Genomic DNA, 20,405 nt, shown 5'->3' on the forward strand with positions numbered 1-20,405 from the left:
CCGTGCTTGATCTGCCTTCGCGCCGCTTCAAGGGGCTGAAGATCGAGCGACTTCTGGATCTGGCCAATCGCCCGCAGCCGCTACGTATGCTGGAAGTCGGTACCGGCTCGGGAGGGATTGCCCATTACTTCGGAACGCATCCGCAGTTGTGCTGCGAAGTGGATGCTGTGGACGTCCACGACAATCGTCTGGTAACCGAGGGCTATCGCTACCACCAAGTGCACGACACACAGCTTCCCTTTGCGGATCGGTCGTTCGATGTTGTGTTGAGTAACCATGTCATCGAGCACGTTGGGGACGAGCAGGCGCAGCGCGCGCACCTGAAGGAACTGCATCGAGTACTGCGCCCCGACGGCGTGGGCTATCTGGCCGTGCCCAATCGCTGGATGCTGGTTGAACCTCATTACAGGTTAGCGTTCCTGAGCTGGCTGCCGCATGCTTGGCGCACGCCTTATCTTCGGTTGGCAGGCAAGGGCAGCGCATACGACTGCGAGCCCCTGCAGATGGGGCAAGTCGAGCGGTTGTTCAGGGATGCCGGCTTGGATGGTCGCAACCTGTGCATCGATGCGCTGCGCGCCACGTTAGAGATCGAGCGTCCGAAGTCTCTTTCGGCAGCCGTCCTGCGGCACATCCCCGACAGGGCATTGCTTCCGTTGCGACGGATCATTCCGACGCTGATCTATCGCTTTCGACGTACGACTTCCGAGAACAGCTGATCAAGCCGCAGCGCGTGTTCGTGCCAGGTGGGGCGTGGGCCGTATTCAGCGCGCGGCGTATCCAGAAGGTCCAATATGCGTTCAGAAAAACTTGCTGCATCCCCGGGCTGGACGAGATGATCGGCACTTCCTGCGAGCATCCAGCGCACAGGCGCGGTATCCGTCGCCACGACAGGCACGTGACAAGCCATGGCTTCGCACAGCTTGGCCGGGTAGCTGTATCGACCGAAGCTGGTATCGGCAGTGACTACACAGGCAACGTCGAGGGCATTGATCAATTCGGGAAGCTGTACATCGGCTACGTAACCGGTGCCCACTACGCCCGGTTCGGCTAGTGCCTCCGGTGGTGGTCTGCCACTCAGCACAAGCTGCAGGTCGGGTTGCAATGCACGCGCCCGTCGGAACGCATCGAGCAGCATGGTGGTGCCCCGGTTCCTGGCCCAGCTTCCGATGTAACCGATCAAACGTGCCTCGCTCGGTAGCCCCAGAGCGAGTCGGCATGCCTGCTTGTCGAGCGGTCGGAACTCCGGGTCCGCGACCATGGGAATGATTTCCACCGGATGGCCACCTCGGCGGTGTGACTGCAACCGTTGCGCCAACTGTGGGCCTGCAGCGGTTACCAAATCGGCGGCGCGGATCGATCGCCTCCAAAGCAAGTGCAATGGGAGATTCCACGGCATATACGCTTCATAGTTGTCGTAGGCGTCGATCGCAACACAGGCCCCGGTAGCGCGGCCGAGTCGGCCTGCCATCCAACCATAGTAGGTATCAGACACGCCCATGACCCAGTCGGGCCGGAATTCATTGGCATGCTGACTCAGTTTGCCGTAGAGGCCGCTGATGCCGAGCGTTCGGAGGTCCTCGTTCAACCATTCCACGCCGGCGATGCGGACACGTGAAGAGGAGAAATTCCGATGGCTGCAGAGCAACACCTGAACTTCATGGCCAAATGCGGCTAGCGCTGTAGGAAGATTATGGAATCGGCCGTACGGGCGTTCGATGAGATCCCGCTGCTGTGGATGGCGCTTGCCAATGAAGAGAATTTTCATTGTGGAGAAAGTGCCTCACCGATGATTTCGTTGAGGCATGCGTTGAACTGGGACTGTCCCCATTTGCTGGACCGCAATTTCCCCGCCGCCGAGAGGCGTGCGCACAAAGCGTCGTCCGTCGCGAGAGAGACGATGGCAGCGGCGATATCCGCCACCGACAATGGGTCGAAAAGCAATGCGGCTTCGCCAACTTGTTCTGGCATGGCGTAGATGTTCGATAGCGCCATTGGACACCCGACAACCATGGCTTCGAGTGGTGGAATATTGGTGGGACCAAAAAAGGTCGGCATGACTAGCGCGCGTGCCTTTCGGTAGAAAACGGACATGTCCTCCTCTGGAATGTAGCCGAGGATATGGACCCGGTCACGGAGATTGAGCTTGCCTATCGTGTCGAGAACCGTTGCATAAGCATTCTTCTTTGATCCGGCTAATACCAGGTGGACATCGGGGGCGGATTCGATCGCCTTGGCCAGCGCTTCGAGCAAGCGGACATGGTTCTTGTGTTCCCAGAACTGCGCCGGATAGAAGAGAAACTTTGGCGGCAAGATGTAGCGGGAATCAAAGTCAATGGGGGCCGCGTCGTTGATGTAGTCGGGGGCTACGAAAGGCAGCACATGGACGCGCCGGGTGGGCACTGGATAGGCTTCGAGCACGTGAGCCTTGCCGATTTGAGAGTCCACGAGAATAGCGCGGGCATTCGCGCACAGGTTCCGGTAGTGGCGCTCCCTGCGCCAGTAGAGGCCCCAGCCGGACACTTCTGGAAACTGCCTCTCATGTCGGTGCATGAGGTCGTGAATTACACCGATGGTTCTGCTGGGCAATGCGTAGGTCAGTACATCCTGAGCGGGGAATATCCAGAGATCGCACTCCTGGCGCAACAGGTGTCGAGTCAACCTGTGGACATAGGGTGCAAGCCTGTGCCAGAGCGCGATAGGAAAGCCCAGCCTGAGTGCCAGCCGAGTAGCTGGCTCGAACCGGCTTTCATGTAGGGTCAACACCTCGATATCCGGATGTTTAGCGAGAATGGACGACCAGGCAGGATGGGCGGCGGCGACGACGACGTCGTACGCGCTGCGAGGTAAGGCCGAAATCGCAGTCAACATGGACTGCGCGTATTGAAACGCACCCCCGCCCTCTGGAGGAAAGCCTAAATAGAGGCCAATGCGCTTCATTTTGCGGCAACAAAGCAGGCATTCCAGGTTTCCAATCCTGGCTCTCCTCCAACCATCCATGTTTCAAGCGCAATTCGCTTCATGCCAGCCATCTCAAGCAGCATGTCGACTTCGGGCGCGAACAGATAGCGCATCGGGTGGACCTCCTCGATGGTTTCGTTGCCTTCGGGTCTGTCGACACGGATATCGTAGTGCACGTCGACCCGATTGTCGTTGGGATACTGCACTGGTTTGGCGGTTCGGGTGATTTCGAAACCGTCACCGTGCAACTCGCGCACCCGCTGCCGAGGCGGGTCCGTCAGCACACCTGGTCCATACCAGCAGTCGAAGATGAAGAGGCCGCCCGGGCCAAGGTGTGCCGTAGCGGTGCTCATCGCCGCAGCGAGATCGGTATTGGATGTCTGATAACTCATGACGTGAAACAAGGCTAGGACGGCATCGAAACCACGTCCGGCACGGAAGTCTCGGAGATCGCCCCGCGTAAAACTGAGGCCGTGTTCTCCGGATTGCAGGCTGCGCTCCTCGGCTCGTCTCACCATGGCTTCACTGCGATCGACTCCAGTAATGGTGTACCCAAGCTTCCTGAGTTCACGTGCGTGCATTCCTGTGCCGCAGCCGAGTTCAAGGATTTCACCTGGAGCGGGTTGGTAACGGCGGATTAACCCGTCCACATAGGCTGCCTCCCCGGCATAGTCCTTGTCGCGATACAGGAGGTCATAATAGGCGACGTAGGCGTCAAAATTCTTGCTCATCCGAGTACCTTCCATACCGCATCGGCCACCTGACCCATATCGGTGTCGGTCAATGCCATACCGCTCGGGATATAGAAACCCTGGCGATAGAGACGCTCTGACACGGGGTGCGAATCTTTCGCAAATAATCCCATTCGCCTCAATACCGGTTGCTCGTGCATGGGACAGAAAAATGGGCGGGTTCCAACGCCCTCGGCAGCAAGAAGGCGCATCGCCTCCTCGGCATTGATGCCCTTGCTTTCGTCTATGACCAGTCCAAATACCCAGTAAATGTTCCGTGCATAGTTGGTTTCAGGCAGCGGAATCTGCACGCCGGGCAGCGACGACAGCGCCGCGGCATAGCGCGCGCCCATGCGGCGTTTCCGGTTCGCGAACTCATCAAGACGTGCCAGCTGCGCCAAGCCAAGTGCGGCCTGCAAGTTCGTCATGCGCAGATTCCAGCCAAGCCGCTCGTGCACAAAGCGCTTTTGCGGCTGAAAGCAAAGGTTTCTCAAGCTCCGGCAATCATCGTCCAAGGCGGAGTCGTCGGTCAGAATCATCCCGCCTTCGCCGGTAGTGACATGCTTGTTAGGATAGAAGCTGAATGTACTCAGATCGCCAAAGCTTCCGCACGGGCGCCCCTTGTAAGTCTGCCCATGCATTTCGGCCGCATCTTCTATCAGCTTGAGGCCGTATCGGTCCGCGATGTCCAGCACAGGGTCCATGTCCACCGGTAAGCCGTAAGTGTGCACGACCATGATCGCCTTTGTGCGCGACGTGATCTTCGCCTCGATCTGATGCACGTCCATGTTCCAAGTGACGGGATCGCTGTCCACCAGCACAGGTACTGCCCCTGCTCGAACGATCTGCCCGATGCAGGAAATGATGGTGAAGGCTGGCATGATGACTTCATCGCCCGGGCCGATGTTCAGCGCATCAACGGCCGCATCAAGTGCGGCCGTTCCATTGCACACGGCAATGCCATGTCTGCGCCCCATGCTGGCTGCGAATTGCTCTTCGAATTGCCGAACGAACGGCCCTTCGGATGAAATCCAGCCGGATTCGATACATTCGAGCAGGTATTTTTTTTCGTCACCATCCAGCAGCGGCGTATTTACCGGAATCATGAGTCTATGCTTCGTAGTTTGATTTGATCGGCGGGTACTGTATCGAAACGGGTCTTGTCCTGGTCTCCTGCATAGGGGCCTTGTTTGACTTCGATGATTTCCGTCGGCTCCAACATTTCGAACCCGTGCCCACCGTACGCAAGCAGGATTACATCCCCCGTTTCAAGAATCATGCTTTCCAAGTAATCCTGCTGATCGGAATAAAAGTCGACGCGCAATCTTCCACTTCGGATCACGAGCACTTCCTTGGTGTATTGGACTTCGCGCATCACCGGGCGATGGACGTGGGGCTCAATCACGTAACCCGTGGGCCGATTCATGTAGCCCAATTGTTGAGAGTAGCTTCCGGGCGTGAAGAACTCGATGCCATCGGCCCGGAACTGGCGACGGACAATTAAAGCCAGCTCTTGCTCGTTGTGGAAGATTCGCTGGATTGCCGTTAGGTGTGTCATGTCGATTGGTGTGCCCGGTGATTATCAATTGGCATCAACTTGTGAGCGCCGCAGGTTACGAGATCCATTGAAGTGGTCGCGAACTATAAGGTTCCAAGGATGCGTATGAGTGCTGCTGGCCAGCGGCCGCCGATTTCATGCTTGGCGAGCATGACCGCAATGGTCTCGACGGTGAGTAACGGCGATGCGCCAACGTACTCGCAAACATCCTCGAAACACCTCAGGCCCAGACCTCTGGCAAGGGCCCTGCCGCGCACTGCGCGCCACCCGCTTGGGCCAAGAATGCGCTCGATCTCTGCTTTGTGCTTGGACGTGACATAGCAATAGCCAGAAAAGTCGCGATTTCGATCGTCGCTAATGCTTCCTTCGCCATGCCGGTGCCAGCAAAATAGCGGTTGGCCAATGAAAGAAAATTTTGCGCAGCGGGCAAGACGAATTGCGGTGTCCCATTCTTGGTAAGATGGGCAATGGGTGTCTAGAAATCCAATTTGCTGCAGCTTTGAGCGATGAACTACCATGCCTTGAAACATCGGTCCCGGCCGAGTTAAGAGCTTCGCGTAGCAGTCACCTTCAATTGCGGGAATATTCAGGGGCGAAGCTATTCCGGAGTGGTTGTCTACGCAGATTCCGGCGGAGTGCAGAACGACATCCGCGCTTCCACGAAGAGCGGTAAGACGCTGATGCTGTATTTCCAGCTTGTTCGGTAGCCAAAAATCATCGGAATCATTGAACGCGATCCATTCGTTCCTCGCGGCAAGAATCCCGGTATTCCGTGCAGCTTGGGCACCCATCGGCTGAGCGTGCCGTATGACCCTGACGCCAGGTAACTGCATGACGACATCAGCTGTTCCGTCTGTCGAACAATCATCGACAACAATAACCTCCTGAGCTGGGCAACTTTGGTCCAGGACGGAAGTTACTGATGCTTTGATCAACGAGACTCTGTTCCTTGCGGGAATGACAACAGAGACTGGGATGGATTCCATCATTTCGAGGTGACCAATCGTAGGGCCGTATAGCGACCAAGCAGCGCGACGGTATATATCAGAACAAAAGCGTATGCGGCACCAATGATTCCGAGAGCATGGATGGCGAGAACCAGAATTGCCGCATATATCAGGGATTCGGCGACTTTCAACTTGGCGTCAATGTCCATGCGGCCGATGACTGCCAGTGCGGGGGAGACGACGTGGCAACACGAGCGAGCCGCGCAACCAAACAAGATGATGAGCGATAGATTTATCGCCTCGAACCACTTGCTCGATGGAAAGAGCATATGGCTCGCTATCCTGGCGGACAGTAGCGCCAAGAATGCCAAGAGAAAAATCGCGCCGGTGGCCATCAGATAGCGATGCACGGTGCGCTTGAGCCAGCCGGGTTCGCTTGTGGTCACGCGCGAGGCGAGATGCGGTGTGGCGGTACGGGCGAGAGTGGAAATGTGTAATTGGCCGGGTGCTTCCGCAATCTTCTGGGCGAGCAGATAGATGCCTGATGCGGCGGGCGATACCATGGCTCCCAGCAATAGTTTGTCGAGACCATTGGTCATGTAGGTGGCCAGCGAAATCACAGCGAGCGGACGACCCTGCAGTGTCAGTCTGTATAGCAATGGAAGGGAGAACTTCTTGAGTGGCCTGCTGAGCGCGAGTGTGTAGGAGAGGACCGTGGAAAAAGTCGTAGATACGATCTGACCGATGGGAATCAGCCATATACTCGGCCAGCCCATCAGCAGTATGCAAACCGTGATCAGTGCAATGATTTGCCCAGCGATATCGCAATGAGCGCTTGACGAAAATAGGCCACTCCTCTCCAACTGGAGTAGCGCCGGATTTGCGCAGGCGGAAACGACCGTGGACGCCGCTATTGCAAAAGAAAGTCCGACGAGAAGACTGGTGGGGGCGCTGATAAATATGGCGGTGACGAGCGCGACGGGAACCGTGGCCATCGCAATAAGTACACGGGCAATCAGTATTCCCAGCCATGTGGTTCCAAGTAGTTGGGGTTCATCGTTTGTGGATAGGTCGGAGAGGCGAGTGACGTAAAGATACTTGAGGCCGCCATCAGCGAAGACACCCGCTGCAGCTGCTATTGAAGCGGCGATGGCGTAGGTGCCAAAGTTCGTCAGGCTGGTTGAGCCAGCAACGAGGAACAGTCGAGCAAATGCAGCTGCCTGGGCCGTAATCGTGCCAGCGGTGGCCCAGCGGATCGAGATTGAAAGATCGCGTGGTCTCACGCAAGCTTCTCGATCAGCACGCAACCCTTTTCCAGAGGCAGCCATGTCAACTTGGCCGCTGGGCAGAGTGCCGACCAAGCCTGGATCATCCGCCGATCTCCGGGGCGATTCGTATCGTCGAAGATCATAATGCCGCCAACCGACAGGAGCCGCCAAAGCGTAACTAATGCCGGTTCGCGCGCATTTGGATCGAGATCTGTGGGCGGTCCGTCGACGATGACGATGTCAAGCTGGCCGATATCGGCGATGACGGATTCGTCATACCACGCAGAACTCCGCAGCGGATCCTTTACCAGTGGAGCATGCCGAATCTCGGCAAACGCGCAGAGTCCCGCTTGTTCAAGTTCGACAGAGGTCGCATGCGCATAACTGGCGTCATGATCTAGGCTGTACAGGTGTCCGTGATTGTTCCACTTCAGAGCTGAGGCAGTGACTATGGTCGATATGCCGGAACCCAACTCAAGAAGGCGTGAGGGCTTCCGCTTCCTTATTTGTCTGGCGATCTCAGAGAGCAAGTCAGGAGATGCAGTCCATTCGCTTATTCCAGGGGGAATGTATCCATCGGGAAGCAAACGCATCAACGCGACGATGTCCCACATGCGAGTCCGCATCCCACGCACCGACTCTGCCCACCGCAGTGCGCGACGCCAGTAGGACCTCGCGCTGATGACGACGACAACAAAGGCGGTGATGGCGGCAAGGGCAGATATTGCAAAGATGTCAACGTTCATTGGCGCGCTCAAGAAAATCTGCATATGTGGACGCCAGCCCGGAACTCAGCGATCGAAATGAATGCCACCCGAGGCTTCGTATCACCGCTGAATCCAGTAACTTGCGCGGCGCTCCATCGGGTTTTCCGAGATCGAAGTAAAGATGTCCTTCAAAGCCCACTGTATTGGCGACGACGCGCGCGATGTCCGCGATGGAATGTTCTAGGCCGGAGCCCACGTTGACCAATTCATTGCCGTCGTAGTTCTGTGCAAGCAACAGAAGCGCGTCCGCGAGATCATCCACATGCAACAGTTCTCGCAATGGCCGACCCGTCCCCCAGACGGCGACTTCCTTGTCCCCTCGCATTTTGGCTTCGTGGAAACGCCGAATCAGCGCCGGTATCACATGCGAGTTGTCAAGATCGAAGTTGTCGCCTGGCCCATACAAATTGGTCGGCATGGCGCAGATGGCATCAAACCCGTACTGCTGTCGATACGCCTGACACATCTTCAACCCGGCGATCTTGGCGATGGCATACCATTCGTTGGTCGGCTCCAGCGGACCGGTCAGCAGGTATTCCTCCTTGATCGGCTGCGGACAGTCGCGCGGATAAATGCAGGACGAGCCGAGGAACAGCAGCTTCTTCGTGCCGTGCTTCCACGCGTTGTGGATGACGTTGGTTTGGATCGCCAGGTTGTCGTGGATGAATTCGGCGGGATAAGTGCTATTGGCATGGATTCCACCGACCTTGGCGGCAACGAGGAATACATACTCGGGACGCTCGCTCGCGAAGAATGTTTCGACAGCGGCCTGGTTGGTGAGGTCCAGTTCCGAGTGGCTGCGCGAGATCAGGTTGGTGGCGCCGTCGGCAGTCAGGCGACGGACAAGCGCGCTGCCGACCAGTCCGCGGTGACCTGCAATATAGATACGGGAATCGAGATTCATATGAGCTATTCCTGCGGCGAGTGCGCTTTGAACCCGACACTCGCCACAAGTGCGTCCCGCTCGGCGAGAGCCAAGTCGCTGCGCATCATCTCGCCGACAAGCTCTGCAAATCCGGTGCGCGGAACCCAACCCAGCTGTCTACGTGCCTTGCTCGGATCACCCAGCAGAGTGTCCACTTCTGCCGGCCGGTAGTAGCGTGGATCGATGGCGACAACGTGCTGACCGGGACGGGCAAATGAATGATCCGGTGCTGTTTCTATGCACGCGTATTCGTCGGCGCCGCTGCCATGCCATGTGAGGGTGATGCCGAGTTCACCGGCGCTTTGCTCAACGAATTCGCGAACCGAATGCTGCGTTCCCGTGGCGATCACATAGTCTTCCGGTTTCTCTTGCTGCAGCATCATCCACTGCGCTTCGACGTAATCACGCGCATGGCCCCAATCACGTCGCGCATCAAGATTGCCGAGGTAGAGGCAGTCTTGCAGGCCCAGGTGGATGCGGGCCAGCGCACGGGTGATCTTCCTCGTCACGAAGGTTTCGCCGCGCCGGGGGGACTCATGGTTGAACAGGATACCGTTGCAGGCGTACATGCCGTACGACTCGCGGTAGTTCACCGTGATCCAGTACGCATAGAGCTTGGCTACCCCGTAGGGCGAGCGCGGGTGGAACGGTGTTGTTTCGCGCTGCGGCGTTTCCTGCACCAGGCCGTAGAGTTCGGAAGTCGACGCCTGATAGAAGCGGGTTTTGCTCTCCAGTCCAAGGATGCGAATGGCCTCGAGAACCCTGAGTGTCCCCATGGCGTCGGTATTGGCGGTGTACTCCGGAGTCTCAAATGACACCTGTACATGGCTCTGCGCGCCGAGGTTGTAGATCTCGTCCGGCTGTACCTGTTGGATGATGCGGATCAGGTTGCTGGCGTCCGTCAGGTCGCCGTAATGCAGGAAGAAGCGTGGTGCGCTTTCGTGCGGGTCCTGGTACAGGTGATCGATGCGGTCAGTGTTGAAGGAAGAGGCCCGCCGCTTGATGCCATGGACTTCGTAACCCTTGGCCAGCAGGAATTCCGCGAGGTAGGCCCCGTCCTGGCCGGTAACTCCCGAAATAAGCGCACGCTTCATGTCTGGTCCGATGGTTGGTAGTGGCCGCAAGATAACAGTCTAAGTGCTGGCCGTCCGTGTGCGTAGCGGCAGTTCGGGTTGGGGTGTGTCTGTTCGAGAATGCGAACGCCCGTGTCGCCCCCACACGCATCAGGCGGTGGGCCGGAGCTTGCCCTCGGCTCACGGGCAAGTTCATGGGGTGTTGCCAGCGTAGACATCGATATATCGAGGCCAAGCCCACGTTTTGGCTGTTAAATGTCAATTTATTGATGTTTAAAGCCTAGGGGCAATCCGGCGAAACCGCGTGGCGAGCCAAGGCAGGTCCACGCTGAAGGATGACTTCCCAGCGACTGCTTACGGCAAATCCACCAAGGCGTGCAGTTCGTCCAGGCTCTGGTTCAACCGCCCGCCCACGTTCAAGCCTTCCAGCCCTTGCAGTGCGACGCGTGCCTCTTGCTTGTGACCTTGCGCCGCAAGCATGCGGATCAGGGTGATCCGGTAGGCGGGTTCGTCGGGACTGGCCTTGACGGCCGCATCGGTCATGCGCTCGCCGAGGTCGTGTTCGTCAAGCACATTCCAGGCGTAGTCGCCGTAGGTGGCAAACAGGCGCGCACCGGGATGGGAATGGGACAGCGCCGCAGTAAAGGCTTGCCGCATGCGATCGACAGGAAGGTTGCAGTGACGGTCGCGGGCGCACTGGGTCAGCGCGCCCAGCGAGCTTTCATCCTGCACCCCGGGCGGGTGGGCTTTCAGCTTGGCGATCATGCTGTCCCACCACGCGTCCTTCAGTGGCAGCTCCATCCGTGCATTCATGAAGATCAACGCCTGCTCCGGAAGGATCGAGGAATGGGGCAACCTGGCGGAGGCTTGCAGTGGCGCGTAGGCCAGCCGGGTGAACGGCGACGCGGGGTTGTAATGCGAGTAGATGATGTAGGTACGACCCAATTCGTACTGGGCGCGCGGTGACTGCGGCGCGCGCGATGCCAGTTCCTCAGCCAGTCGCAACGGATTGCCCCAGGCATGGGCGGTGATGGCGGTGAGCGCCGTCCAGTGCAGCATCAGTCCGGCCAGCAACACGTAGCGCGGTAAGGCCATCGGTAGCCGGTCCGTGGACTCACTTGCTGGTGGCTCGTCCCCCACCAAGCTTGTTGTAGGAGCGCACCCCGTGCGCGATGGGTTTGTTTCGCGCACAGGGTGCGCTCCTATAGGGAAGGTGCCGCGTGAGGGCGCAGCGAGCAACGGCACAACCGCCAGCAGCAGTCCAAAGCTGGCGAAGTAATTGCGATGCTCGTAGATCAGCTCCAGCGGAAGCACGGTGCCGGTCAGCAAGTGGCAGCCGAGAAACAGTGCAATACCGAGCGCGGCCAGCGGCCGGCGTCGACGCAACCATGGCAACATCGCCATCAGGCTGACCAGTAAGACGATGCTGGTCAGGGTGGTCCATGGCGTCAGCAAGCCGGTCGAGACTTGGAAGTCGTCGTGATAGAACGACAGCGCATCCGGGGTGGGCAGCAAGGTCCAGCCGATGTAATCCGTGACAATACGCGCCTCGCTGAGCAAGCGGGTGCCCAAGGTGAAATCCCGGGTGGCCCAGGCTCCCGGTTTCAGCAGATCGGGCAGCAGCCACGCTACGCCGATGACTAGCGGCAAGGCCAGTACCAGCAGGAACAGGATGACGACGCGCCAGTCTTTCTGCGACCCATCCGACTCCGTGGGGCGGGCGCCGTCCGCAGGCTCTCCGTCCAGATGTTCACAACGCGAAATGGCGGGCAATGCCCGCCGCATGGGGCCGGATGCGGCTAGGATTTCCCGTGACTGACAGCTTTCGCCAACGGTTTCCATGCCCGCTCTGCGCCAACCGAATATTGCCCACTCAACCAGCAGCGCATACAGCGGCAGCATCACCGCGGTTTCCTTGGCCAGCAACCCGAGTGCGGTGGGTACGGTGATGCTGAGTACGCACAGGCTGAAGCCGCCCCAGCATGACCCGGTGTCGCGCGCAGGATCGGGTCGAGTCAGGGTGGCTGGAAAAAGCATGCGCCGGCGGCCGGCGACGTAACCGATCAGGCCAAGCAGTACGAACAGGTTTGCCATGCTCTCCATGCGCTGTACCACGTAAAGCACACCGGTGAGGTTGATCGGTAACAGCATCCAGCTGCCGGCGATCAGTACGGCGACGATGCCGATGCGACGCTCCTCTTTGGATGTCGCCGAGAGCATCGCCCGCGAGCGAGCTCCTGCGGAAAGGTATCGCAACAATGCGCGCGCCAGCAGAAAGACCAGCACCCCGTTGAGTAGGTGGATGACCAGGTTGGTCAACTTCCAACTGTACGGATCTAGTCCGCTGACCAGATAATTCGCCGCGAAACTCAGTGAGGCCAATGGGCGTTTGAACTCGCTGGCCGGCGAAGACAAAGCTGCGCGCACCAAGCTCGCAACGCTGTCCTCGACGGGATGCACGCCTTGGTTGTCGACGATGTTGGGATAGTCGTCGAACAGCCAGCCGCCTTGAAGGCCGGCGCCGTACACCGCCGCAGCGCAGACCATGAGCAGCAGCAAGAGCCAGAGACCAGGCTGACGACAACGGTCAATGGCCCTCATGCAAGTCCGATCTCTGACGGAGGGGTGTTGCCGGCATGAGTCTTTGGGGTTGCGATCATCAAAGCGCGACTGTCTGGGGGCCTGCCCGTGACTCTCTCATATACGGAGAGCTGCTGTGTATGGCCTGCGCGCGAAGGAGGCTTCCTATGGTTTGCGCTTCAGCTCGTCAAGCTGTTGGCGCAGACTGCGCCAGTCGGACTTGTCGTGGAGGCCCGGAGTCGCCTGCTCAGCATAGGGCACCACCGCAGAAGCCTCCTGCAAACGATGTTTGGTGAGCAAATACTTGAGCAATCTTGCCGGGTATCCGGAATCGGCTAGGCTGGACGAAATCGCCAATTCCAGCTGGCTGATCGCCAAAGGCATGTCGTGCATGACTGCACTGGCGACTTCGGCGTATTGGGCGTGCATGGCCGCGGAGTTCGGAGTGCGCTGCAGCACGATCTGATATGCCTCGCCAAGGCGCCGGGGGTCAAGTGCTGCTTCGCCGCTGACGGCACGGGTGGCAAGGCCTTGCAGCGCTCGATACTCCTGCGGTCCGAGCGGTCGGGTCTGCAATTTGTGCAGCAGACTCTCCCACCAAACGTCCTTGGGCGGCGCGCCCTGGGCGGCGGCGGTCAACAGCAGTGCCTGCTCGGGCAAGGGGGAGGAATCGGGCAAGGCTGCGCCGCGTTCCAGTTCGCTGATCGCGCGACCAAACAATGGCGACTCCGGATCACCTTTGGACAGATCCATATAAAGGCGAGCCAGATCGTAGCTGGCTCGCGGCGAAGTGGGATTGTCATGAACAAGAGTCATGGCCAGTTGCAGGGGATTGCCCCAAGTGGCTGCGCGCAGGACGGTGAGGAAGCCGAAGCTGACTAAGAAAATCGTCGCCAGGATCGCGGGAAGGCGGGGGTGAGCGTGACGGGTTGCCAGCCAGAGTAGATCTGTCAATGCCAACATGATTCCAAAGAGCGCGGGATAATTGCGGTGCTCGAAGACAAGCTCCAGCGGAAGCGGTGCGCTTGTGAGCAGGTGAGCCAGGAAGAACCAGGCAATCCCCAGCGCCAGTAGCGGACGACGCAAACGCATCGCTGCAGCCAAGCCCAGCAGGCCCAGCAGGAACAGTCCGCCTGCCAGCGTGGTGGCCGGTGTCAGCCATCCGGTGGAAACAAGATAGTTGTCGTAATAGAAATGCATCTGGCCAGGCAGCGGCAGGATGCTCCAGCCGATATACATCGACAGCGCGCGCAACTGGGTCAGTTCGCGCTCCCACGCGGTATAAGGACGGCCAGCAAATGCCTCGGAGCCGAGGGCGTAATGGGGCAGCAGGTAGAACGCAAATATCGCGATCGCCGCGACGCAACCTGCCGCGTACAGGTATTGCCAGTTACGCTTTACTTTCGGTCGGGCTGCGCCGAAATGCAGGATGGTAAGCTCCACCAGAAATGCGTAGCCCGGAACAAGTACAACGGTTTCCTTGGTGAAGTAGCCCACTGCAATAAGAGATACGCTAACCAGCAGCCAAGGCCAGCTGCGCCGATCCGACAACTGCAATTGCCGGGCACGCCAGTAACTCAATAGCGCAAGCAGCGTGAAGGTGAAGCCTAGCAGTTCCATGCGCTGAACAACGTACATCACGGTGGATACCTGCAACGGATGGAGCGCCCACGCAGTCGCCAGGACCCAAGCCCAGATCCCGGTTCGCCGATGATGAGCGATGGCATCGTCCGAATCGCGCGAAGACCAGCCAACGCGCAGCAGGCGCGCGCACAGAGCGGCAAGCAGGGCGGTGTTGAGCAGGTGGATGGCCAGATTGACTGCCTTGAAACCCCAGATGCTTCCGCCGCTGGCGTAATTCACGGCATAGCTGAGCATAGCCAGAGGGCGCTGGATATTGGCCTGCGACCACAGCCATACGTCGTGAAATGCCTGCCAGTTCCACCGGTTGACGTGAAAGGCCGGATTCTCCACGAAGATGGGGTAATCATCAAAGAGGAAACCGCCGGACAGGGCAGGCCAAAGCGCCAGCGTGACAAGGGCAAGCGCACAAAGCTTGTACAGTGAGACGTGGTATTGGCTGGATTTCACCTGGATTCCTAATTTGACGTTTTTGTTGTTCCGATGAAACGGCATAAAAAAAGAGGGGCCTTAGGCCCCTCTCTTCTTTTAGCTTTTCATGATCAAAATTCAATCATGTCGCTCGCAAACGGTTTAGACGCTGCAGCCCTTCGGACGGAACTTGTCATCCAAGTCGCTCTTGCAATTCCACGAGCCGCTGCTGGTGCGATCCCACTGAATATACTTGTTGAGAACCTTGGGGTTGCCCTTCAAAACGCACTTGAGCGCGGCAGTTGCCGAACCATCAGCGGCGGGTGCGGCACCTGTAACGGCACAGCGCTCGGTGCTGGCCTGCAGGCCCAGCGAATCTACTGTGGTGTAAGAGGCTGCAGTGGTGACGCCGTTGTTGACCTGCTCTTCATAAGCAGTCTTTCCCGGGGTGATGTCGGCCAGGCCGGCAGTTGCCTGCGAGCGCGCAACGTAGTTCTGGTACTGCGGCAACGCGATCGCGGCCAGGATCGCGATGATCGCAACCACGATCATCAATTCGATCAGGGTGAAGCCTTTCTGCATCGTCTTCATGGTGTTTCCTCTGTTTTGGTTAGCTAACCGTTGATGCCCCCTGAGCCCCGGTCCCGAATTCCCCCTAGGCGGGAACGGACCCCTTTACTCGCGGTCAGGAACGACCAGGAAGCTCACGGCAGTTCAAGCAGTTTGTGTGCCATCACTACCGCCGTGATATTTCCGCATGGTTGCGGGCCCGGTGATTGTGCACACAGTCACGAATCTCCACAAGCGATGCCGAATTGGCGAATTAAATGGAAGCGTATCCGCATCGATGCAGGGATTTGGCTTGTCGTGCCGTGTCATCAGTTGACGCTGAGCGTCAGTTTCTGGCGCGAAGAAGTGTTAGGTGCGATCAAAAAATGGTATGTAAGTCAGGAAAGAGCGCAGTGACAGCATGGGCTCTGTCAGTCCCGAATCCATGCTGGCAGCGGCTCACGGATAGCAGCCTTTCGGAGTTTGACGGGCAGCAAGATCGGTCTGGCATTTCCAGTTACCCGAGCTGTTGCGAGCCAACGTGATCTTCTTGCCCTTGACCTCGGGATTTCCCTTGATCTCGCAGACGATCTCGCCGACTCCGTCGACCGGCGCGGTTGCTGTAACGTGGCACCGCTCCGTATCCTGCTGCAGGCCAAGGTTGTCGACATCGGTGTAGAGCGTGGCGGTGCTGTCGCCGTTGTTGGTCCGTTCTTCGTACGCGGAGCGCCCAGACGTGATCTCGTCCAGCGCCGCCACGGCTTGCGACCGAGCCACGTAGTCGCTGTACAGCGGCAGTGCGATGGCCGCCAGGATGGCGATGATGGCCACGACGATCATCAACTCGATCAATGTGAAACCGGCGGAACGGTGCTGGCGCGACATGGTGGACTCCCCTGTGAGTCCCACCAGACACGCAGGTTTTGTACCAAATGTGAAGAAGGTACGTGCGGGGCGTCACATTTGCGAAGCCGGACTGGCAGGCGCGGACGGGCGGGTTCGGGACGAGGGGAGCGGTGGGTCCGCAATGACGTTCTTCGCCAGTTATTGCCGGGACTAGGCTTGCCTGGGACAGGTTTGACGCTTACCGTCATTACCTCTCGCCAGCCAAGGACCCCCCATGAAACCACTGATTGCCGCATTGCTGCTGACGCTGGCGGTGCCCCCCGCGATGGCACAAAGTCCCGTGGATACCACCTTCACCAAGATCCAGGGCCCGCACGCCTTCAACGTGCGCGACCTGGTGATGATGGATCGGGTCAGTGATCCGCAGTTGTCACCGGATGGGCGCCATGCGGCGTTCGGCGTGCGCAGCACGGATTACGCGGCGAACAAGGGGGTCAGCGCGATCTACGTGCTGGATCTGGGCAAGGGTGGCCAGCCGGTGAAGGTGGTCGACAAGGGCGGTTCGGCGCGCTGGTCGGCGGACGGGCGCAGCCTGTACTTCATGGCGCCGGCCAAGGGTGTCGAGCAGTTGTGGCGGCTGGATCTGGGCGATGGCGCTGGCTTGAACCTGGGCAAGCATGCGGCCGCCGTGCAGGTCAGCCATGGCGTGCTGGACCTGGGCGGCTACAAGCTGTCGCCGGATGGCAGGCAGGTATTGCTGTCGTACGAGGTATTCACCGACTGCGCCACGCTGGCCTGCACGCAGCAGCGGGTCGACGCGCGCGACAAGGACAAGGCCAGCGGCACGCTGTACAAGAAGCTGTTCGTGCGGCACTGGGATACCTGGGCGAATGGTCGGCGCAATCAATTGTTCGTCGGACAGTTCGATGGCAAGGGTCAGCTGGCGGCTGAGCCTAAGCTGCTGAGTCGCGGCATCGACGGCGACGTGCCGAGCAAGCCGTTCGGTGACGAGGGCGAGTTCAGTTTTGCTCCGGATGGCAAGACGGTGTATTTCGATGTGCGCATCGCCGGCAGCAGCGAGCCGTGGTCGACCAACTTCGATGTCTACAGCGTGCCGGCGAACGGTTCGACCGCGCCGAAGAACCTGACTGCCGAAAACAAGGCATGGGACGCGTATCCGGTGGCCTCGCCCGATGGCAAGACGCTGTACTACCTGGCGATGAAGAAGCCGGGCTTCGAGGCCGACCGTTTCGCGATCATGGCGCTGGACCTGGCCAGTGGCAGCCGCCACGAAGTGGATCCGCAGTGGGACCGCTCGCCCGGCGGGCTGACGATTTCCGCTGACGGCAAGACGCTTTACACCACCACCGACGACAACGGCCAGCATCCGCTGTTTGCGATCGACACGGCCAGCGGCAAGGTCAGCCAACTGGTGGGCGAGGGCACAGTGGGTGGCTTCTCGCTGGCCGCCGACAAGTTGCTGCTGAGTCGCGACGATCTGAAGCATCCGGCCGATCTGTACCTGGCAGCCGCCGATGGCAGCGGGCTGAAGCAGGTCACCCACTACAACGCGGCGGACCTGAAGAACGCGAAGATGGGCGATCCGGAATTCTTCACCTTCAAGGGCTGGAACGACGAAACCGTGCAGGGCTACGTGGTCAAGCCGGCCGACTACCAGGCGGGGCAGACCTACCCGGTGGCGTTCATCATCCACGGCGGTCCGCAGGGCGCGATGAGCAACGGCTGGAGTTACCGGTGGAATCCGCAGACCTATGCCGGCCAGGGCTTCGCGGTGGTTACGGTGAACTTCCACGGTTCCACCGGCTATGGTCAGGCGTTCACCGATTCGATCTCCGGCGACTGGGGCGGCAAGCCGCTGGAAGACCTGAAGCTGGGCTGGAAGGCCGCGCTGGACAAGTACAGCTTCCTCGACGGCGACCGCGCCTGCGCGCTCGGCGCCAGCTACGGCGGCTACATGGTGTACTGGATGGCCGGCGTGTGGAACCAGCCGTGGAAGTGCCTGGTCGACCACGACGGTGTGTTCGATGCGCGCGCGATGTACTACGACACCGAGGAGCTGTGGTTCGAGGAACACGAAAACGGCGGCACCCCGTTCGATCAACCGCAGAACTACGAGAAGTTCAACCCGGTGAACCACGTCAAGGACTGGCGCGTGCCGATGATGGTGGTGCATTCGGCGAAGGATTTCCGCATTCCGGATACCCAGGGTCTGGGCGCGTTCACTGCGCTGCAGCGTCGTGGTATCCCCAGTGAGCTGCTGCACTTCCCGGACGAGAACCACTGGATTCTGAAGCCGCACAACAGCGTGCAGTGGCACGATGCGGTGAATGCGTGGCTGAAGCAGTGGACGGCGAAGGACGCGCCGAAAGCCGCCTCGAACTGAGCTGATTGATGTGATGAAAGCGGCGGCCTCCGGGCCGCCGTTTTTGTTCCGGGCTTCTGGTTCCTCCCCCTGCATGCAGGGGGAGGCCAGGAGGGGGTGGCTCCGGGTGGCGAGGAAGATCAAGAGCTGACCCCACCCCAACTCTCCCCTGCAAGGCAGGGGAGGGAGCACGTTGTTGCGCGCTCTCGCTCCTCCCCCTGCGGAGCAGGGGGAGGAGCGAGAGGGGGTGAGCTCTTGACCTTGCCTTCAGCGCAACAGCGCGCGCAATCGGCTGCGGGTGAACGCCCCCATGCGAAGCTGTTCGCACAGGGCTTCGAGTTGCTCGGCGGGGCGGCGTTGACGTTGCAGGGTGTCGATGCTGGTGGCGCCGGGGGCGTCCAGTGCGATGCGGGTGAGCCGGCGGTACAGGCGCGCCTGTTCGGCGTGTTCGCGCAGTTTGGCGGCACACGCGGCGGCGCCGCGCAGGCGCAGGAAGGCGACTTCGTCGATGCGGTCGAGCAGGATGTCGAGGCTGCCGAAGTGACTGAGCAGGGCGGCGGCGGTCTTGGCGCCGACGCCGGGGACGCCGGGAATGTTGTCCACGCTGTCGCCGCACAGGGCGAGGTAATCGGCGACCTGATGGGGGTGCACGCCGAGCTTTTCGTGCACGCCCGCCGGTCCCCAGCGCAGGCCGCGGCCGTAATCCCACTGCTCGTCGTGCTCGCCCAGCAGCTGGCCGAAGTCCTTGTCGGCGGACACGATCACGCTGCGCCAGCCCTGCGCGCGCAGGTTCCACACGGTGCTGCCGATCAGGTCGTCGGCCTCGAAGCTGTGGTCGATCATCAGATGCACGCCGAGCGCTTCGGTGATCGCGCGGCACTGCACGAATTGCCATTCCAGATCCGGCGGCGGCAGTTCGCGATTGGCCTTGTACGGCGGGTAGATCGCATTGCGGAACGAGCTGGTCAGCGAGGCGTCAAAGGCCACCGAGATGTACTCGGGCTGCACCCGTTCGAGCAACTCGCACAGGAAGCGGGTGTAGCCGTGCACCGCGTTGACCGGGCGGCCTTCGGCGTCGTGGAATTCGTCGGGCATCGAGTGCCAGGCGCGGAAGACGTACAGGCTGCCGTCAACCAGATGGACGGCTGGACGGCCATTTTCTGTGGCGTTCACGGGGTCCAGTTGCTGAGCAGGTCGCCCAGCGCCGGGCGATCGCGATCGGGTACGTCGGTTTGTGGCGTGCCCAGGTGGACGAAGCCGATTACCTGCTCGTTGGCGGCCAGGCCAAGCAGCGCCGCCACTTCGCGGTCGTAGGCGGCCCAGCCGGTGAGCCACTGGGCGCCGTAACCCAGCGCGAACGCGCCCAGCAACAGGTTGTGGGCGACCGCGCCGGCGCTCAGCTTCTGCTCGATCTCCGGCACCGTGCTGTCGGCGTCCAGGCAGGCGATCACCGCGATCACCAGCGGCGCGAAGGTGTAGCGCAGGCGGTCCTTTTCCAGTTTGGCCTCGGACATCCCGGGGTTGTTGTTCAGCGCGATCGCCGCGACCCGCTCGCCGAAGGCCAGCTTGGCGGCGCCTTGCAGGCGGATCAGCCGGAACGGCACCAGCTTGCCGTGGTCGGGCACGCGGATGGCGGCTTCCAGCAACTGTTGCAAGGTGGCTTCGTCCGGCGCGGGTTCGCCGAGCTGGCGCGAGGGAGTCGAGTGGCGCTGTTGCAGCAGGGAAAGATCAAGGGGCATGGAAGAGTTTCGATGAGTGGCGATGTTGT

At 60.0% G+C, this 20,405-nt stretch carries 18 protein-coding genes; 2 read left to right on the top strand and 16 right to left on the bottom strand.

What is annotated here, in order from left to right; translation table 11 throughout:
* Nucleotides 1-2 precede the first annotated feature (2 nt).
* The gene (locus ACQGNJ_RS09430; protein WP_426688987.1) at nucleotides 3-716 is read left to right on the top strand and encodes a class I SAM-dependent methyltransferase; all 714 of its coding nucleotides are present in this window, start codon (nucleotides 3-5) and stop codon (nucleotides 714-716) included.
* On the opposite strand, the gene ACQGNJ_RS09435 is transcribed toward ACQGNJ_RS09430, so the two are convergent.
* The 14 genes from ACQGNJ_RS09435 to ACQGNJ_RS09500 form a co-directional block, all read right to left on the bottom strand.
* Nucleotides 680-1,765, bottom strand: a complete 1,086-nt coding sequence (locus ACQGNJ_RS09435) for a glycosyltransferase (protein ID WP_426688988.1) — start codon at nucleotides 1,763-1,765, stop codon at nucleotides 680-682. The genes ACQGNJ_RS09430 and ACQGNJ_RS09435 overlap by 37 nt on opposite strands.
* Nucleotides 1,762-2,868, bottom strand: coding sequence for a glycosyltransferase family 4 protein (locus ACQGNJ_RS09440; RefSeq protein WP_426688989.1), 1,107 nt, complete (start codon nucleotides 2,866-2,868; stop codon nucleotides 1,762-1,764). The genes ACQGNJ_RS09435 and ACQGNJ_RS09440 overlap by 4 nt, the downstream gene beginning before the upstream one ends.
* A 65-nt stretch (nucleotides 2,869-2,933) precedes the next feature.
* Nucleotides 2,934-3,689, bottom strand: a complete 756-nt coding sequence (locus ACQGNJ_RS09445; protein ID WP_426688990.1) for a class I SAM-dependent DNA methyltransferase — start codon at nucleotides 3,687-3,689, stop codon at nucleotides 2,934-2,936.
* Nucleotides 3,686-4,795 (bottom strand): DegT/DnrJ/EryC1/StrS family aminotransferase, encoded by a 1,110-nt coding sequence (locus ACQGNJ_RS09450; protein ID WP_426688991.1) that lies wholly within the window; start codon nucleotides 4,793-4,795, stop codon nucleotides 3,686-3,688. Before ACQGNJ_RS09450 ends, ACQGNJ_RS09445 begins: the two co-directional genes overlap by 4 nt.
* Nucleotides 4,792-5,247 carry a cupin domain-containing protein gene (locus ACQGNJ_RS09455; protein ID WP_426688992.1) on the bottom strand — a complete coding sequence of 152 codons (456 nt, stop codon included), beginning with the start codon at nucleotides 5,245-5,247 and terminating at the stop codon, nucleotides 4,792-4,794. The genes ACQGNJ_RS09450 and ACQGNJ_RS09455 overlap by 4 nt, the downstream gene beginning before the upstream one ends.
* 83 nt (nucleotides 5,248-5,330) lie before the next feature.
* On the bottom strand, nucleotides 5,331-6,236 hold the full coding sequence (locus ACQGNJ_RS09460) for a glycosyltransferase family 2 protein (protein ID WP_426688993.1): 906 nt from the start codon (nucleotides 6,234-6,236) through the stop codon (nucleotides 5,331-5,333).
* Complete coding sequence (locus tag ACQGNJ_RS09465; protein WP_426688994.1) at nucleotides 6,233-7,477, bottom strand: oligosaccharide flippase family protein; 1,245 nt, start codon at nucleotides 7,475-7,477, stop codon at nucleotides 6,233-6,235. The genes ACQGNJ_RS09460 and ACQGNJ_RS09465 overlap by 4 nt, the downstream gene beginning before the upstream one ends.
* The gene (locus ACQGNJ_RS09470) at nucleotides 7,474-8,208 is read right to left on the bottom strand and encodes a class I SAM-dependent methyltransferase (RefSeq protein ID WP_426688995.1); all 735 of its coding nucleotides are present in this window, start codon (nucleotides 8,206-8,208) and stop codon (nucleotides 7,474-7,476) included. The genes ACQGNJ_RS09465 and ACQGNJ_RS09470 overlap by 4 nt, the downstream gene beginning before the upstream one ends.
* The gene (locus ACQGNJ_RS09475) at nucleotides 8,198-9,133 is read right to left on the bottom strand and encodes a GDP-L-fucose synthase family protein (RefSeq protein WP_426688996.1); all 936 of its coding nucleotides are present in this window, start codon (nucleotides 9,131-9,133) and stop codon (nucleotides 8,198-8,200) included. The genes ACQGNJ_RS09470 and ACQGNJ_RS09475 overlap by 11 nt, the downstream gene beginning before the upstream one ends.
* 5 nt (nucleotides 9,134-9,138) lie before the next feature.
* Nucleotides 9,139-10,248 (bottom strand): GDP-mannose 4,6-dehydratase, encoded by a 1,110-nt coding sequence (gene gmd / locus ACQGNJ_RS09480; protein ID WP_426688997.1) that lies wholly within the window; start codon nucleotides 10,246-10,248, stop codon nucleotides 9,139-9,141.
* Between the two features lie 333 nt (nucleotides 10,249-10,581).
* Complete coding sequence (locus ACQGNJ_RS09485; RefSeq protein WP_426688998.1) at nucleotides 10,582-12,828, bottom strand: hypothetical protein; 2,247 nt, start codon at nucleotides 12,826-12,828, stop codon at nucleotides 10,582-10,584.
* A gap of 144 nt (nucleotides 12,829-12,972) precedes the next feature.
* Nucleotides 12,973-14,898 (bottom strand): tetratricopeptide repeat protein, encoded by a 1,926-nt coding sequence (locus tag ACQGNJ_RS09490; protein WP_426688999.1) that lies wholly within the window; start codon nucleotides 14,896-14,898, stop codon nucleotides 12,973-12,975.
* A 123-nt stretch (nucleotides 14,899-15,021) separates the two neighbouring features.
* A complete protein-coding gene (locus ACQGNJ_RS09495) occupies nucleotides 15,022-15,450 on the bottom strand; it encodes a pilin (protein ID WP_426689000.1) in 429 nt (142 codons plus the stop codon).
* A 417-nt stretch (nucleotides 15,451-15,867) separates the two neighbouring features.
* Nucleotides 15,868-16,293: a pilin gene (locus ACQGNJ_RS09500; protein ID WP_426689001.1), complete on the bottom strand. Its 426-nt coding sequence runs from the start codon at nucleotides 16,291-16,293 to the stop codon at nucleotides 15,868-15,870.
* Between the two features lie 235 nt (nucleotides 16,294-16,528).
* Here ACQGNJ_RS09500 and ACQGNJ_RS09505 point away from each other — a divergent pair, with 235 nt between their 5' ends.
* A complete protein-coding gene (locus ACQGNJ_RS09505; RefSeq protein WP_426689002.1) occupies nucleotides 16,529-18,658 on the top strand; it encodes a S9 family peptidase in 2,130 nt (709 codons plus the stop codon).
* 246 nt (nucleotides 18,659-18,904) lie between these two features.
* On the opposite strand, the gene ACQGNJ_RS09510 is transcribed toward ACQGNJ_RS09505, so the two are convergent.
* Together ACQGNJ_RS09510 and ACQGNJ_RS09515 are read right to left on the bottom strand one after the other, a co-directional pair.
* Nucleotides 18,905-19,810, bottom strand: a complete 906-nt coding sequence (locus ACQGNJ_RS09510; protein WP_426689003.1) for a 5'-3' exonuclease — start codon at nucleotides 19,808-19,810, stop codon at nucleotides 18,905-18,907.
* Entirely contained in the window at nucleotides 19,807-20,376 is a 570-nt protein-coding gene (locus ACQGNJ_RS09515) for a nitroreductase family protein (protein ID WP_426689004.1), read from the bottom strand. The genes ACQGNJ_RS09510 and ACQGNJ_RS09515 overlap by 4 nt, the downstream gene beginning before the upstream one ends.
* Nucleotides 20,377-20,405: the final 29 nt, after the last annotated feature.

It is taken from the genome of Rhodanobacter ginsengiterrae (assembly GCF_050026815.1).
GTDB classification, from domain to species: Bacteria; Pseudomonadota; Gammaproteobacteria; order Xanthomonadales; family Rhodanobacteraceae; genus Rhodanobacter; species Rhodanobacter ginsengiterrae.

Coding starts and splice junctions, on each gene's coding strand:
- ACQGNJ_RS09460 (WP_426688993.1), bottom strand. CDS start 6,236: ATGATGGAATCCATCCCAGTCTCTGTTGTCATTCCCGCAAGGAACAGA.
- ACQGNJ_RS09440 (WP_426688989.1), bottom strand. CDS start 2,868: ATGTTGACTGCGATTTCGGCCTTACCTCGCAGCGCGTACGACGTCGTC.
- ACQGNJ_RS09470 (WP_426688995.1), bottom strand. CDS start 8,208: ATGAACGTTGACATCTTTGCAATATCTGCCCTTGCCGCCATCACCGCC.
- ACQGNJ_RS09485 (WP_426688998.1), bottom strand. CDS start 12,828: ATGAGGGCCATTGACCGTTGTCGTCAGCCTGGTCTCTGGCTCTTGCTG.
- ACQGNJ_RS09455 (WP_426688992.1), bottom strand. CDS start 5,247: ATGACACACCTAACGGCAATCCAGCGAATCTTCCACAACGAGCAAGAG.
- ACQGNJ_RS09495 (WP_426689000.1), bottom strand. CDS start 15,450: ATGAAGACGATGCAGAAAGGCTTCACCCTGATCGAATTGATGATCGTG.
- ACQGNJ_RS09450 (WP_426688991.1), bottom strand. CDS start 4,795: ATGATTCCGGTAAATACGCCGCTGCTGGATGGTGACGAAAAAAAATAC.
- ACQGNJ_RS09475 (WP_426688996.1), bottom strand. CDS start 9,133: ATGAATCTCGATTCCCGTATCTATATTGCAGGTCACCGCGGACTGGTC.
- ACQGNJ_RS09435 (WP_426688988.1), bottom strand. CDS start 1,765: ATGAAAATTCTCTTCATTGGCAAGCGCCATCCACAGCAGCGGGATCTC.
- ACQGNJ_RS09500 (WP_426689001.1), bottom strand. CDS start 16,293: ATGTCGCGCCAGCACCGTTCCGCCGGTTTCACATTGATCGAGTTGATG.
- gmd (WP_426688997.1), bottom strand. CDS start 10,248: ATGAAGCGTGCGCTTATTTCGGGAGTTACCGGCCAGGACGGGGCCTAC.
- ACQGNJ_RS09445 (WP_426688990.1), bottom strand. CDS start 3,689: ATGAGCAAGAATTTTGACGCCTACGTCGCCTATTATGACCTCCTGTAT.
- ACQGNJ_RS09515 (WP_426689004.1), bottom strand. CDS start 20,376: ATGCCCCTTGATCTTTCCCTGCTGCAACAGCGCCACTCGACTCCCTCG.
- ACQGNJ_RS09505 (WP_426689002.1), top strand. CDS start 16,529: ATGAAACCACTGATTGCCGCATTGCTGCTGACGCTGGCGGTGCCCCCC.